The sequence below is a fragment of the Hallella absiana genome (assembly GCF_025457485.1).
GTDB classification, from domain to species: Bacteria; Bacteroidota; Bacteroidia; order Bacteroidales; family Bacteroidaceae; genus Prevotella; species Prevotella absiana.
In genome coordinates this window covers 1-14,880 of record NZ_JAMXSP010000029.1, presented here as the reverse complement: position 1 = coordinate 14,880, position 14,880 = coordinate 1, and the positions used below count along the sequence as shown (strand labels likewise).

The 14,880-nt window shown below is 36.9% G+C and carries 11 protein-coding genes and 1 pseudogene; all 12 read right to left on the bottom strand.

Going from position 1 to position 14,880, the window contains the following annotated elements:
- Positions 1–226 precede the first annotated feature (226 nt).
- Positions 227–1,075 carry a hypothetical protein gene (locus NG346_RS11875; protein ID WP_262288770.1) on the bottom strand — a complete coding sequence of 283 codons (849 nt, stop codon included), beginning with the start codon at positions 1,073–1,075 and terminating at the stop codon, positions 227–229.
- Positions 1,075–2,199, bottom strand: coding sequence for a hypothetical protein (locus NG346_RS11870; protein ID WP_262288769.1), 1,125 nt, complete (start codon positions 2,197–2,199; stop codon positions 1,075–1,077). The genes NG346_RS11875 and NG346_RS11870 overlap by 1 nt, the downstream gene beginning before the upstream one ends.
- Positions 2,200–2,203: 4 nt before the next feature.
- Positions 2,204–3,790, bottom strand: coding sequence for a hypothetical protein (locus tag NG346_RS11865; protein WP_262288768.1), 1,587 nt, complete (start codon positions 3,788–3,790; stop codon positions 2,204–2,206).
- Positions 3,791–3,809: 19 nt separating this feature from the next.
- Positions 3,810–4,205 carry a DndE family protein gene (locus NG346_RS11860; protein ID WP_262288767.1) on the bottom strand — a complete coding sequence of 132 codons (396 nt, stop codon included), beginning with the start codon at positions 4,203–4,205 and terminating at the stop codon, positions 3,810–3,812.
- Positions 4,189–6,231, bottom strand: coding sequence for a DNA sulfur modification protein DndD (gene dndD, locus NG346_RS11855; protein WP_262288766.1), 2,043 nt, complete (start codon positions 6,229–6,231; stop codon positions 4,189–4,191). The genes NG346_RS11860 and dndD overlap by 17 nt, the downstream gene beginning before the upstream one ends.
- Positions 6,228–7,565: a DNA phosphorothioation system sulfurtransferase DndC gene (gene dndC / locus NG346_RS11850; protein WP_262288765.1), complete on the bottom strand. Its 1,338-nt coding sequence runs from the start codon at positions 7,563–7,565 to the stop codon at positions 6,228–6,230. Before dndC ends, dndD begins: the two co-directional genes overlap by 4 nt.
- On the bottom strand, positions 7,562–8,512 hold the full coding sequence (locus tag NG346_RS11845) for an O-methyltransferase (protein ID WP_262288764.1): 951 nt from the start codon (positions 8,510–8,512) through the stop codon (positions 7,562–7,564). Before NG346_RS11845 ends, dndC begins: the two co-directional genes overlap by 4 nt.
- Positions 8,509–9,828 carry an ATP-binding protein gene (locus tag NG346_RS11840; RefSeq protein ID WP_262288763.1) on the bottom strand — a complete coding sequence of 440 codons (1,320 nt, stop codon included), beginning with the start codon at positions 9,826–9,828 and terminating at the stop codon, positions 8,509–8,511. The genes NG346_RS11845 and NG346_RS11840 overlap by 4 nt, the downstream gene beginning before the upstream one ends.
- A 303-nt stretch (positions 9,829–10,131) precedes the next feature.
- Positions 10,132–10,584 carry a DUF6078 family protein gene (locus NG346_RS11835; RefSeq protein ID WP_262288762.1) on the bottom strand — a complete coding sequence of 151 codons (453 nt, stop codon included), beginning with the start codon at positions 10,582–10,584 and terminating at the stop codon, positions 10,132–10,134.
- 401 nt (positions 10,585–10,985) lie between these two features.
- The gene (locus tag NG346_RS11830; RefSeq protein WP_262288761.1) at positions 10,986–11,366 is read right to left on the bottom strand and encodes a GxxExxY protein; all 381 of its coding nucleotides are present in this window, start codon (positions 11,364–11,366) and stop codon (positions 10,986–10,988) included.
- 932 nt (positions 11,367–12,298) lie between these two features.
- A complete protein-coding gene (locus tag NG346_RS11825) occupies positions 12,299–13,030 on the bottom strand; it encodes a UpxY family transcription antiterminator (RefSeq protein WP_262288760.1) in 732 nt (243 codons plus the stop codon).
- Positions 13,031–13,597: 567 nt separating this feature from the next.
- A pseudogene (locus tag NG346_RS11820) lies at positions 13,598–14,755 on the bottom strand (type IV secretory system conjugative DNA transfer family protein); the annotation flags it as partial.
- Positions 14,756–14,880 lie beyond the last annotated feature (125 nt).

The following is a 14,880-nucleotide window of genomic DNA, read 5'->3' as shown; positions in this document are numbered from 1 at the left end:
TTTTGGCAAGGCTTTTGCCCTCCGTCTTATAAAGGAAGAGCTCCTTTTCAAAATCTGATGTTCTCACCATAAATTGTATGAATTTAAGTCGAGGACAAAAGTAACGCATCTTAAGGCTTTAAGCAATACGTCATTTTTGGACGCTTACTATTTAATTAAGAAATATTTTCCTACAAAAACTATTAAAGGAGAAGAAAGTCTCATATAACTTGTTAGCATTCGACTATTAAACTTCTGACCTATATATCTTGAAATTCTTTAATGCATATTCTATATGACTTAGTTTTTTAAATATTGCTGGGGGATCTGCTTTTAAAGATTCGAGTTTATACTTAAGAAGCTTTGAATCGTAATCATTAAGATCAACAATTACTTTCTTTAATTCAGTAATGCCAAGTTCGGGATTTTTAACTAGCCCTTCCGTAATATTATAAAGTTTATATCCAAGTTTCTTGTCTTTAGCTTTCTTTCTGTTGACAAGTTTATCAGCTATAGCTTTAACATTCTCTATTATTTCTATATACTCAGATCCATAACGTCTTTTCATCCTAGTAATATACTCAATTAATTGGTATTTTGAGAATGATGCGTCTTTTGACCTGTGATAAATGATAAGTAACAAGTCTACGGTATCTATAATGTAACCAATTTGATGCAGAGAAAAATATTCAGAAAACTCTTTATGGGCTGGATAATCATCGGTAATAAATAGGGTCATCTTCCCACTTTCTTTATGCTCTTTCAAACATAAACCTGCTGAAAATAGTTCTCCATTAGGCTTCTTCTGATGATTGCTGAACTTTACAAGTTCGTTCATCATAATATTCTGATCAAAAGAGCGAATTTCTTCATTTGTCGTCTGATAACAATATAGCATAGGAGCGTTTTTATTAATGCGCTCTCTAACGTCATTGTCCAATGGGTTTTTGTTATAATTATCCATAACTTCACGGATAACAGTCTCTGCTATTTTTGGAGATTTGTTCCTTATCCAATCTTCAAGAAACTCGTTATCAGAGTCAATCCGCATTATGTTAATAATGCTACAAGCATCAAAGACAAGAGTCTCGTCCATTAGTTTTTCCAGTCGATTCCTATAATATCAGACTTGTTCTCTGTATAGAATTTCATATCTACCTCATTTACGTCCTCAATATCAGCTGTTTCGAGCAATAAAGATAGAGCCTCGTTGAATCTACGAATTGAAACGTTACCTAGATCGCTAATTAACTGATCCAACATATCAGTTTTGAACGGCATATAAACATCTTGAGTTTCTGTGATTCTGAACTGAGATAGTAAATCCGAAAGATATTCCATGAATTCATTTTGACTTGGCAAAGGAAACTCAATCTGTTCCTTAACTCGTGATCTAACAGCGTCTTGAAGATACGAACTTAAATCTGTCTTATCAGCGAATGCTGTAAGCGTTAGATTTATAAACATAAGAACATTACTCGGGGCTTTGTCCATTACCCCCCTAATAAAACTATTTATTACTGTTACTACAGAAGCACTTTGCATCACAATATCCTCGAACTCGTCTATCCATATAATAACGCACGAATATCCATTAATGGGATCTGAAGTTATCAAAGAGAAAAATGCAGACAAGAAGTCAATATAGTCACTGTCAGAAGTTAGATAACGCGGCAGTCCAATCTGTTCGAGCAGTTTAGTATTTCTTCGGCCATACAGATAGTTAATAACATCCTCTACATGATACGAACTATCCTCTAATTGTTCATTAATACTTGCCTTAACAAAGGTTCTTAAAACATTTTTTATAAACACATTGTCAGTTACAGAATCAATGTAAGTATCAAGATTTACATATTTATGAAGATTTACAAAGATTTTGTTGAAATCAAGTTTGTCAAGTATGTGTAGATATAATTCCCCAACGGCATTTTTCCCTTTGGGTAAATTTATTACAATTGATAAAGGAATCGACTTGCCAGTATCATTACATAATTCTTGCAGGATTTCTATTTTACTAAAATATCTTGCTGCATGGGTTTTACCTGATCCGTATTCTCCCCAATTAAGTACTATTGACGAATTTTGAATACGTATTGACTTCTTTATCCTCTTTTCAAACTTTTTCTTTATAGCAGAAAATCCAGCCCAAACGACGTCATTACCTAAGGCAGGGACAGTCCTAAATGGATTTTCTTTAAGATTAAATTTTTCAAACATGATTTTATCTTTTTTGAAGGTATCCGTCACCATATGAACGTTGGAATTTTAAAATGTATTTATTATTATTTTTAATATAACCTACAATATCGTTAGCATCAATAATGATATTATATTCCTCCATCATTTGTAGTTTTACATAAGTTAACAATACGGAGAATGTAACCCTGTTCCTAATAAGGGTCTTAAAAAGCGAGAAGCTTTTTTCAATAAGACTGTCGAGATATGAAGACGCTTTACTATCATAAATAACATATTGTAAGTCATAAATACTATCGACTATGCGCATCATTGATGCATTAAGCCCATTTTGTATATTAGTCGTTTGTTTATGATTAATATCCTGCAAGACTGTCATCCATATTATAAGGCGTTTTCCTGCAACCGTTAAGCTAAATGAAAAGTCATTCGTTAAATTAATAATATCCAAATCATAGAGCCAATTTAGACGAGGAATAAGTATATGGTCAAGATAGACTTCTGTTCTTTGCCAATTTTTGATTCGCCCTATAACATTTAATATTTTCAATTTTTTATCAAGTGGTATATTTTCACCTCCACCTATTACATTATGCAGATATTCCAATACAGATTTTTGAAAACCTTTCTTTAACTTTTCATACGTACATCCAACATGAGTAAAAACATAATATAAGATAGTAAATATGTATAAATAGTCATAAGAAAGTAATGCCTCAAGAAAAAATGCTTTGTCTGCTAAATTTAGTTCGAAGACATTTCCTTCTATATGAAGAGATTGCAGATAAGCCCTACTTGTCTTGCCTATTTGAAACATCTGTAAATTTTTACTCAAAAGTTGAAGTCTTAGTGCTAATTCTGTATATGGTTTTAGAGAACTACCAGTCTTACTTGCTAAAATTAAGCCTGTTGTATTTTTATATTGTTTCAAATAACTTTCATACAAAGTAGCATTAGCGTTGATTTCTCTTAAAAGTTTTGATTCAGGGATCAAATCCTTATCATTGAATAAACTAAGAATAAGTTTAATGTAGCCTAATCTCCTTATTTTCAAGTTGTTTGGAGCTATGAACAGAGAATATTGACTGTTATCAAGTTGAAAAGTTATTTCTTCATTTATCTCCTCAATCGGATATGATTTATTACTTTCGCTAATCAGCCATTCATACAGTAAATTGTTGTCCCAAAATATATTTCTTATAGTAACGACAAATCCATAGACCATTGGATTTGGCTCAATGTAATTATCCTTATATTCGAAATATCCGACTTTCCAATCCTTAACTGCATTTTCAAACTCGGAATTAATATGACGTAAAAAAATAGCTAACATACTATAAAAGGCTTCTTTCCCTGTATAATCATCTTCGTAAACCGGGGCTTCACGGGAAATGGAAATATCTGTAAGTTCATGACTATTTATCCAAGATGATAAATTAATTTTGTCTATATCAGGAAAATCATCATCATATTCCTCTTCATCGTCAATTTTAAAGAAGAAATGAATATAAAGATACCCTATTTCAAGCATCAACTCTTTTCTGCGGACTGCAAGGATTAGACTTGACGCTTCATTAATTAGTAACTCTATGTTTTTATAAGATAAATTCATGTCAAACAGATATCGTGAGTCAAAGTATTTTATCTATACCTTCTTTTATTTTATCTGTTAAATAATCAAAGCCAATTAAATTAGGGTTTTCTTTGACGTCTAATGCTATCATCTCCAGTCCATCATCAAGGTGCAATTTGAAGTATCTGGGGATGTCCTTGTTTGATGAATTGATGTGGTAAAGAGTACAAAGCATAGCTTCATATATGTTATAATAGCTACCAAAAAGAATCTTCTTGGAGTATTCCTTTCCTCCTGAATCACTAACATCAGAAGGTTTAAATTTATGACCCGACTGCATTGAATAGGTCAATGCTATACGAGCTATAACATTTTCTGCACCAAGCCCAAACTTATGAGTAAGATTGGTGACAACCTCCTTATTTTCCTTGCTTGTTTTAATTGACGAAAACATGCTTATGAATCTTCTTAATTGTAGATCCCTCAAGGGTATTGGTAATCTCAAATTGTTGATTTACTATAGGCTCAAGCCATCTATATTCAGTAGTTGTTAGCTCCTTATTCGCAATAGGGAACAAGACTACTTGTCTTGATATTCGAGGATAGAAATCTGTAATAATCGTCTGAGTATGACGTTCATCAAACTTTTGTAGAGGGCTATCTATGAATACTGGAAATTCAATTTCTGACTCTTCAACAAGCGTTTGTAAAAGAGCAGAAGCGTACAACTGTTGCTCACCCTTCGACAAGGTATTCTTCTTGATCTCCTCACCATTTCTGCCTACAAGAATAACATTTAGTACTTTGCCCTCATCTTCTATTATTATGTCTTTGATAAAGTCTTGCTTGTGCATGAGATTATTAAGAATGCGTATCATTTTCTTCTTTATAGAAGCCTTCTTATCAAACTTAAGAGATCTCAAGAAGGTTTCTAGCTCTTTAACAAGTTGACCAGCAAGTATATTTTTCCTGGAATCTTTTTCAAGGATCTTTGCTTTATGCTCATATCTGTTTGCTTGCTCAACGACTTTATCAAGTTGATTTTGTAATGAGCCAATTTCCTGGTTTATCACAGAAATATTTTGTTCACAAGCTTCAATCTGTTCGTGAAGATTTTTAGCTTTCAACTTGAGCTCTTTTATATATATATCACTTGCTTCAACTTGCGCCTGGTGAATTCTTCGATTGAGCTTTTCGATTTTTATTTTGTTTTGTTTGTAGTCATCAATCAGTTTATTAAACTCTATTTGATATGTTCCACTAAGATTATGGAATACTGACATAAAGTCATCATATTCTTCTTTAGTGATATTCAGTTGTGTATCATCATTAATAGCCACACCGGTATATTGTTGTAGAATGTCATTAATTCCATCCTTTAAAGTTTCTTTGGATGGTCCATCAAAAAATACATTATCAAGGTAATTACCTATGGAGACTCTTATACTATTAACGACTTCATTTTGCTTGTCAAAATTGTTTTTTGACAAAATTACTCTGTAGTCATGTTCAACAACTGATTTAGTGTCAGAAAGTAAAGCACCAGCAATGGCTAGCGGAGCTAGTTCAAGGAAACCATTTAACTTCTTCTTTAAATGTTTGTTGTAAACCTCACGATTTTCACGTTCTTTTTGCGTCTTATTGAGCTCGGCAACCGTGATATTACTTCCTTCCTTTAGGAGCTTTATAGAGACAGAATTATATTTTTCTTTAAAAGTTGCAAGTTTAGCAATTTCTTCTGATAATAAAGCTTTCTTTGCATTAAGATTGAATCCTATGTCTTTTATAGCGTTCTTCAATTGAACAAATATATGAAGTTCTTTTTCAGTAAGCGCATCCTTTGCGTATTTTTGCCTGAGATTAAGAAGATTAGATCTTAGATCCTCATATTTTTTTACCCCTAACACTTGATTAAAAGCATTACTAAGGCGAATTTTTTCATTAATTGACTGATCCTCTGCTATATTAACTACACGTTCAGAATCGAAGAAAAAAAGCCTCGCAATGTCCTTACTAAGGATGAAGTCATTAATGAAAATGTCGTATCCAATCTGTTTGGCAAGTTCATTTTCATGTCCGTCAATCTTAATGTCTATAGATTCACTTTTCGAATTTAAATCATAAGATCGTCTTACAAAAAGAGACTTGCAAGGGACCGGAGGTATAGAGATGTTTTCAAATTCTATTTGTACACTATACTTTTTGTCTTCATCACTTTCCAATTCAACATAATGGTTGAGATTAGAATTTAGATATGCTTTATATCCGTTCTCGCTAATTTCTTTTTTAATAGAATCATCAACATCAATAACCATCTTGCCATACAAGCACCATAGTAAAGCATGTAAAAACGTGGTCTTGCCAACCCCATTCTCCCCAAATATCAAAATGACATTCTTTTTGTCAGTCACATGAAGGTCTAGAGAGACATCCCCTTTATATATTCGGAAATTATGTAGTCTTATACTTTTTATAATCATTGGTTTTTCTCCAAAAATAATTCTAGCTGATGTTCTATATCGTTTTGAAGACCATACTTACGCATCATTAAGTTCTTAGACTTCTGCAATGCCAATAACTCTTGTATAAGCTGATAGTGACTTTCTTCTTTGCAACTCTTCTCCAACAGGATACGCTCATCAAGTGGAATCTGATCGTTAGGGATATCATAACCATATACATTATTATATATGTCATTCACTGTGGGAGTAAAATATCCGTCTCGATACCACAGAATTTGTATTGCTATCAATTCTTGCTGAGTTATCAACTCGATACTTCCTCTATGTTGCTGAGTCGATTTTTGAACTTCTAAAAGTTCTTTAAGAATCTGTTGGCGATATTCTATGGTATAATTTCCTTGATTGTGGCCAGTATCATCAACTGCTCTTTGATTGTTACGACGACGGTCACGCCTATATTCAGATTTATTGCGGTTTTCAACAAGTCTATTGCGGAAGTCCAACAATGGCTTCATCCATTTTACACCATTATTAATTAACGCTGTCATAGATTTATCTTCTACAACAACTGTACATACCCAACATCCAAATCTGCTTTGACCACAAGACGGTTGTTTTGTACTTGTCATCATTGTGGGGCATTCATAGTCATCCGCTGACGCGTCCTTATATATATTGAAAAGAATGTTATTGTCAAATCCCCAGGGGCTAGGTATCATTTGAATTATCCACCATATCTCTTCCAGCATCAAATCCTTTATAGGAGCGTACGTATATGTATTCGGATTTAGAGGATGCTTGGAAAGACGATGGCCTTTAATTTCATGTTTTTCTATTGACCTCGCACGTTGAGCACTCTCATCACGGCGAGTGCCAATAAGCACGATTGCCTCCCCATCAGAAGCTACCTTGTCTTCAATGAACGTTGATGTCGGCTTAATCTTCATCTTCTCTGTACAGAATCTGAAAGCGTTGTTAGGTACAGGATAGCCTTTTCCTATGACTAAACACCAAAAACTATCTTCTAATTCTGGTAGGGTCTTAAATACCTTTATAGGCAAGTTCTGCTCTACAGCTGCCTCATTAATCTTCTTTAGGACCTTTAGAACATATTCTTCGATAACAGGATTTTCTACCATGGTGTCATTACAGACTACATAGACATTTCTTGTTAACTCCTTACCTTTGTTTTGAAGCTGACGCATAGCCAACCATGTAAGTGTAAGAAGTACCGTAGAATCTTTACCTCCAGAAAAGCCGATTATCCAAGGACGATTATATCTATCCTTTTCAAGGTATTGATCGGCAATGTCATCAATGACTGCTTGTATACGCTTAGGAAGTTCTCTCATAGCCTTACATCAAAATAATTAGGCATGTACTTGTAGAATTTTTTATAATTATCAAGATCTACTTGTGTAAGAATGCCTGTATCAATAAATAATTTCTTTTCTAATTCAGGGTTGTCCAAAATTTGATTAAGACGCATAGCTTCACGATAAGTTAAATTTGGGAACTCAATTCTGTACTGATTTGCTCCGTAGAAATTATTGTTAGGCAAATTTAAATCTTCAAAATGAGTACCTTTTTTAACTATAACACAACCAAATGTAACCATTTCTGCCCCATCTTTATATACGAAATTGTATAATGGTAGAAGATTTAAATCATTATGGTTAACCCTATTTCTTGCGTTTAGTTCATCTTTACAATAATTATAAAACATTTTCCAAATAGTAGTAGCAGATTTAGATGCTGTACAACAATGTTCACCTACGTCAATTGGAACTAATTCTTTATATTCTTCCTTGAATTCTCCATCTGTAAGAGGCTGTCTATCTCTCTTTGTTCCTTTCTGCAATGCAGTATTACATGTAACAAGCAAAATAGAGCCAATATTCATCTTAGATATACAAGTATGAATATCATCAAAGAAATAATGCTGTAAGTGTTCATCATAATCCAGCCATACAATGGTCTGATTATTAAAGTCTAATTGAGGCAATATTTCATTTGCTGAACCTCGTTTTATGCTTATACATGAATATGGCTTATTTAGTTCAAGTCTTTCGGAAGAATAATCTCCTCCTTCAATGCTTGTCATTTTCTTTATTCCTAATTCACGATGGAATAATTTAAAATCCGTAAAAGCAAGTGCTCCAAAACCGATGTATGAGTAATTTGCGCCTATAGTAGATTTAAAATAACCTATTATTCGCTCCAAGGAAATTAATATTAATCTCCTTTCGACATACTTCGCCGGTCTCAATTCATAATTAATTTTGTCAGCAGTGTTCATTTTGTTAGACCTTCTTGTCTCATGTAATAGTTAAAGGTTTCTTCTCCTAATTCTTTAAACGTATCTACTTCTGCATGATCCTTAGCCCTCTCTGCATCTTTTTTGGGCACACTATAAGAAATCCTCCGCGTGTTTTGCTTATCCGCAATTATATTTTCATCTGGTGGAATTGAGACAAAATCTTGTGAATAATTAATGTCCAACGCTTTCTCATTTAACGTTACAAGACTATCTTTATTCTCTTTTTTATATAAGTCTTCCCTAAATCCATTGGCTTGGTCTCCCATTTTTGCAATTTGGCTTAAATAGGGAATAATTTGCCTCATAGCCTCTTTCATAAAGTATAGAACATGCATGTATACAGGATGAGAAGCATCTACACCTCTTTTGGTAGTAGTCAAAGGAAGGTTAATAGTCTCTTCTGTATCCATAAGCACTACACCTCTAAACATAACATCCTCGACATGCCATTGTTTAATATTTCCTACTCCCCAACCCGTAACTGAAGTCCTATCATGTTCCAGTACTAGACGTCCATTACAATAAATATACCATCCTGACTTGTCAGTTGTTCCAATGTCGCCAAGACCAGCGAATATACGAAATTTAACCCCTTGAATTACACCACATTTTATGTATGGTTTAACGTTGTCCGACTGAATAATATCTAATTTTGTTCCAACTATTTTTTCCCCATTTAGACGAATTGTTATACCTTTTTCCAAACTGAAACTCAACATTCGTCTTATGGCTTCTTGCATTGAAGATATAAAACCGGAATCACCAAAAATATCCTTGACACCATTATTAAGTTTTCTTACATATATGTATGTGCCATCAGCTTTTAACCTGCCTTCATCATTACAATTTTCATAATCGAAGTCCCAAGACTTGCCATCCACATCTGACTTCTCATTCCATTTGTCAACATCAACATTAACAATATAGTGGTCTTCTTTATGCTTTGATTCTACGCTAAACTCTTTCCCCATTTTAAAAAGAGCTCTTTTCATTCCAATCCCGAAACGTCCAATTGAATTTTTCTCTATTGGCGCATCATTCGGTCTTCCAAACCTAAATGCATAATTGATGGCATTTTTAAGAGAGAAACCTCCACAATTGTCCTGAATAATAAATTCATCTGGATTTATTGTTATATCTATTGTCAAGCCTTCATAAGAATTTTGATTTAGTCTATTCGCACCATCAATAGAATTATCTATTAAGTCTATGATTGCGTCTTCTATAGATATGTCGCGAGTTATCATATCTATGAAAAACTTTTTGGTCGGTCTTCCTTGTATAATATTTGTCATAATAGTATATTTTATATTATATATGTATGTTAGATTACGACTTATTGTAAACGTCCAATTGTTGCTTATCGGCTTTAAACAAAGTACTTTCGAGTACCCCGTTTTCTGTTAGGCTGAGTGAAATCGAAGTCTTTTAATCTATATTGAGTTGTGTCTCAAGCCAGTATTACGCATTAACCATTTGGTATCTCGATAGAAAACTGTTGGTTTCTCAATGGGAAACTCTTGGTTTCCCGATGGAAAACCATCGGCTTCTCGGTTTGGAACCGTTGGTTTCGCAAAGGAAGACTCGTGGTTGGCAAATTAAAAGTCGTATTCCTCGTAATAGCTGTCGAAGACGGGTGGCTCATTCCAACCGCAGGAACGGCAGATGGCGGCAATCTCAGAACGGTCGGCAGGGGTGATAGGGGTGGTACCTTTGCGGAACTTGAAGTACTTGGTCTTGGTGAAGTGCTGTATCAGTGCCTTGCGGATGGCCTTGGCTTTGCCCTCAGGAATGTTCTCGTAGAAGTTGAGCATACCGCGAGCCATTTTGACCTTAGCATTGGAACAGAAGTCAGTGCAGGTGCCAGCGACAACATCCTTGCGGTAGGGGTTGACGACGGTGGCATAGAGCGTGTCATCAGATGCCCACTGACCGACAAGCCAGTGGAGGCAGTGGTCCTTGCGAGGACAGGTGGCGTTGTAGCACAGTAGGTAGTGCCGTGATTTCTCACGGAGTAGTGATTGCTCGTAGGATAATGTCTGGTTGCTCATTGGCTCACACGGAGGCTTTTTTATTTCTCACAGATGGCACGGATAACACAGATTTCTCTTCTATGAATTATCTGTGAAAATCTGTGATATCTGTGTGACTTATTCGCACTGAGTTTTTTTCTCACGGATTGCACAGATTACACAGATTTTATTCTGCTTGATTCATCTGTGAGATCTGTGGAATCTGTGTGACTTTTCTCACTGCGGATGTTTTATTTCTCACAGATTGCACGGATAACACGGATTTTTCTACTATGATTCATCTATGAAAAACTGTGATATCTGTGTGACTTATTCGCACTGAGTTTATATTCTCACAGATAGCACGGATTTCACGGATTTTTCTGCTATGATTTTCTGCTGCTTGATTAATCTGTGAGATCTGTGGAATCTGTGTGACTTTAATCGTAGCCATTGACGACCCTGTGGATGGAATCGTTGATATTATCAGTATTGAAGTTGACTAAGATGCCGAGATGTCTGTGAGAGAGCTTGAGGTAGGTGAGGGTCTGTTTGAAAAACAACTTCTTCATCTCGCTCACTGACTTCAGCTCTACGATGACAGTGTCATTAACGAGCATGTCAAGGTGCAAGTCGGCACTCAAACGATGACCATCATAGATGACAGGAACGGGTGTTTGTTCTTTCACATCGAGGCCATTCTTGCGCAGCTGATAGGCTAATGCTTCCTGATAGACGGACTCCAGTAGGCCTGGGCCTAGGGCGTTATACACGTCGTAGATGGCACCACGGATCTTGTAGGTTATCTCATTCTCTGTCATATCTCACGGAAGTTTTTCATTTCTCACAGATTGCACAGATTACACGGATTTTCTTCTGCTTGATTAATCTGTGGAGATCGGTGGAATCGGTGTGACCTTTCTCACTGAAGTTTTTGCTTCTCACAGATTTCACGGATTACACGGATTTTCTTCTGCTTGATTAATCTGTGGAGATCAGTGGAATCGGTGTGACCTTTCTCACTGAAGTTTTTGCTTCTCACAGATTTCACAGATTACACAGATTTTTCAGCTATGATTTTCTTCTGCTTGATTAATCTGTGGAGATCAGTTGAATCTGTGTGACTATTCTCACTGAGGTTGTTTTTATTTCTCACAGATTTCACGGATTACACAGATTTTCTTTGCTTGATTCATCTGTGTTGATCTGTGGAATCTGTGGGACATTTCACGCAGATGTTCTTATTACTCACGGATATCACTGATTACACAGATTTTTCAGCTATGATTTTCTTCTGCTTGATTAATCTGTGAGATCTGTGGAATCTGTGTGACTATTCTCACTGAGGTTGTTTTTATTTCTCACGGATTTCACGGATTACACAGATTTTCTTTGCTTGATTCATCTGTGTTGATCTGTGGAATCTGTGGGACATTTCACGCAGATGTTCTTATTACTCACGGATATCACTGATTACACAGATTTTTCAGCTATGATTTTCTTCTGCTTGATTCATCTGTAGAGATCTGTGGAATCTGTGTGACTTTTCTCACTGAAGTTTTTGCTTCTCACAGATTGCACGGATTACACAGATTTTATTCTGCTTGATTCATCTGTAAAGGAACTTGTGCATTATTGAGCAGATATGTCTTTGCCGAGACCATTTTGCTTTGCCCACTCCAACATAATGCTTACTCCACTTTTCCATAACCTTTACATGTGTATTAGATATTCTGAAAGAATTTCTCCTTAATTAGACTTTGTCGTTACATTCATCTTTTGTTGGTAAAGGCTCCAAAAGAGCCTTAGTAATGAATGCTGTAGATATAGAGCAAATGCCCTGGAGATCAACTAATACACATCTTTGCCTATTAACAATAGCAGTTCGGCCAATAACGTCCTTGAAAGGACCACCAATTACGCGAACCCAATCACCTTTTCTAATGTGCTGCTGCTTTTCTGGGGGAATCACTTGGACGTAAGGATTATCAGCATCACAGATCTTCATAAAACTATCCATCTCAAGTTCAGGAACGGTAACTGGATCATTATATCCTTGCTCATCCTTGCCCGTAGACCTATTTCTATAATATCTCACATGCACTGCCATCGGTGACTTTCCAAACATGAAGTAGTCCAAGTCCTTTCTTGAAGAAAACGCAAAGAGTAACCCCGGTATAAGGGGGACTTTCATCTTCTTGCGCTTCCCATGAACAAGTTTTACAACTTGATGTGTCGCAAAATACACCTTTTTTATTTGAGCAGATAGCAATTCTTTATAAGCATCCTCGTCATGATTATATCTAATTCTTAAGACATACCATTTATCCTCTTTTTCGTCATCGGAATATCTTTTATTTAGGATATAGTTCGAGGTCACCCCAATTGCTGATTTCTCTATCTTGGGGGGAGGATTGAGGGTAGGCTCTTTCCTTGAAGGTTCTTTCCCGCCTTGTCGGGTAATTTCATCAATCGACGAATTCATATCGGATCTTTCTTGTATATATTCTCCGATCTATACATACGAAAAAGCGTGAAATCATTCTATTGTCCATTCCACTTACCGGGCTCTAGCAAATGCCTGTTATGATAGAATAGACACAGCGTCGATAAACGCCTTCCCATATGTCTGACTGAAAGTCCCAACAAAATGCCATTGCTGGCACTTACATGCGTCTCAAGGTGAAGTCTTTTACGACTTGCCAAGTTCAGCACGGCGTGGAATGCTGTCCGTTAACTCTATAGGAGAGCGAATCTCCAACCGAGGGTACAAACAGCCATTCAGTCGGTACAAAGGTAGCTCAAAAAAATGAATAGAACAAAATAAAGGCGAGGAAAATTACCCACGTGCCTAATATTTTCTAATATTGATGTTACAGGCTTTGTAATGCTACGAACGAGGCAGAATCAGGATTATGTCTGAATATGTACGAAGTTATCAGAAGTTTTTAATTACCACATATTATCACAAGTAGTTGATTATCACAAGTAAATCGATTCGATTATTGGTAACCACAAACCACCAATATATATTTAAATTACTTGTGATAACTTACTGTGAGTTGAGCAAGCTCTTTATCATCTCGTCAATCTCACGGTTCACTCGGGCAAAGTTTCGGTTGAGCATGACTTCCTTCTGGTGGGCATCCTTGAAAGCATATATCTTAGGGAGGTCAACGTATTGAGCTTCTTCCTTCTTGATTTCTGCCATATTGAAGTTGGTCTTGCAAAAATACTTCGTGGTCTTGAACTCAGGGCTTTCCTCAAGGTTGATGCCGCTGAAGGAGCTGCGCTCCGTGGGTGTGAAGTCACGGGCAGCCTGTCCGGCGAGCCAGCCGGTGGCCATATCGGCTATCTTGGCGGCAGGGACGAGGTTGTCCATCTTCTCGCTGATGGAGGTGCTGACCTTTGAGTCGTTGATGGTGATGGACTTTGAGGTCTGCTTGGCCTTGCCGAACACGTCGTTCTGTGCCCACTCCAAGGTCTCCTTATTACGGGCAGCACCCATAAAGATGTTGCCACAGGTGGTGATGATTTTCTGCATGCCGTTCTTTCCGTAGTCTGCCTCCAACTGGGGAAGTTCCTGGAAGCCGAGGGTGACGGCGACCTTGTTGCTTCTTGCCGTACCGATGAGCCGGTCTATCTTGTGGAAGTAGAGTGTAGGCAGCTCGTCAACGATGATACTTACGGGCAGGTTGCCCTTGCTGTTGATACGGGTAACGAGGCGGTTGAGGATGAGGGCATTGAGCGAGCCGATGACCTGCTCCTTTTCTGGGTCGTTGGCGATGACAAGGTAGCTGGGGTTGGACTTGTCGGAAATCTTCAGGTCGAAGTCGTCGCCGGTGAACACCCAGTAGGCCTCAGGGGAAACAAGACGGGCGGCATTAACACGGAGCGTACCCATCATACCCTCAAGCTGGTCGTTTGCCTTGTTCTTGTAGGCTGACTGGAACGGTGCCATAAGGGACATGATCTTTGAATCTTGCATCAGAATGTCAAAGACCTCACTGTAGCTACGGCCTAAGAAACTGAGCACATGGGGCATATCGGAGTACTCGCCCGTGATGGTGTCGGGCTCCACTTCGTTGCCGTCCTCGTCCTCATACCAGCAGCGATCGATGCGTATCTCCTGCTTATTACCATTGAGATAGGTGAAACCGTTCAAGTCGACAAACATATCGTCACTGTCGGTGGAGACATTGTTGCTGTTGCAGTGTATCCATCCATTTTAGGCCGCCTTTTCTATAAGCTGTAAATTTTCGACCTTTGCCGAAAATTTACAGCTTTATGTTTAATCTCAACGAGAATAACCAGTTTTTCCTCTCCAATTCCCCA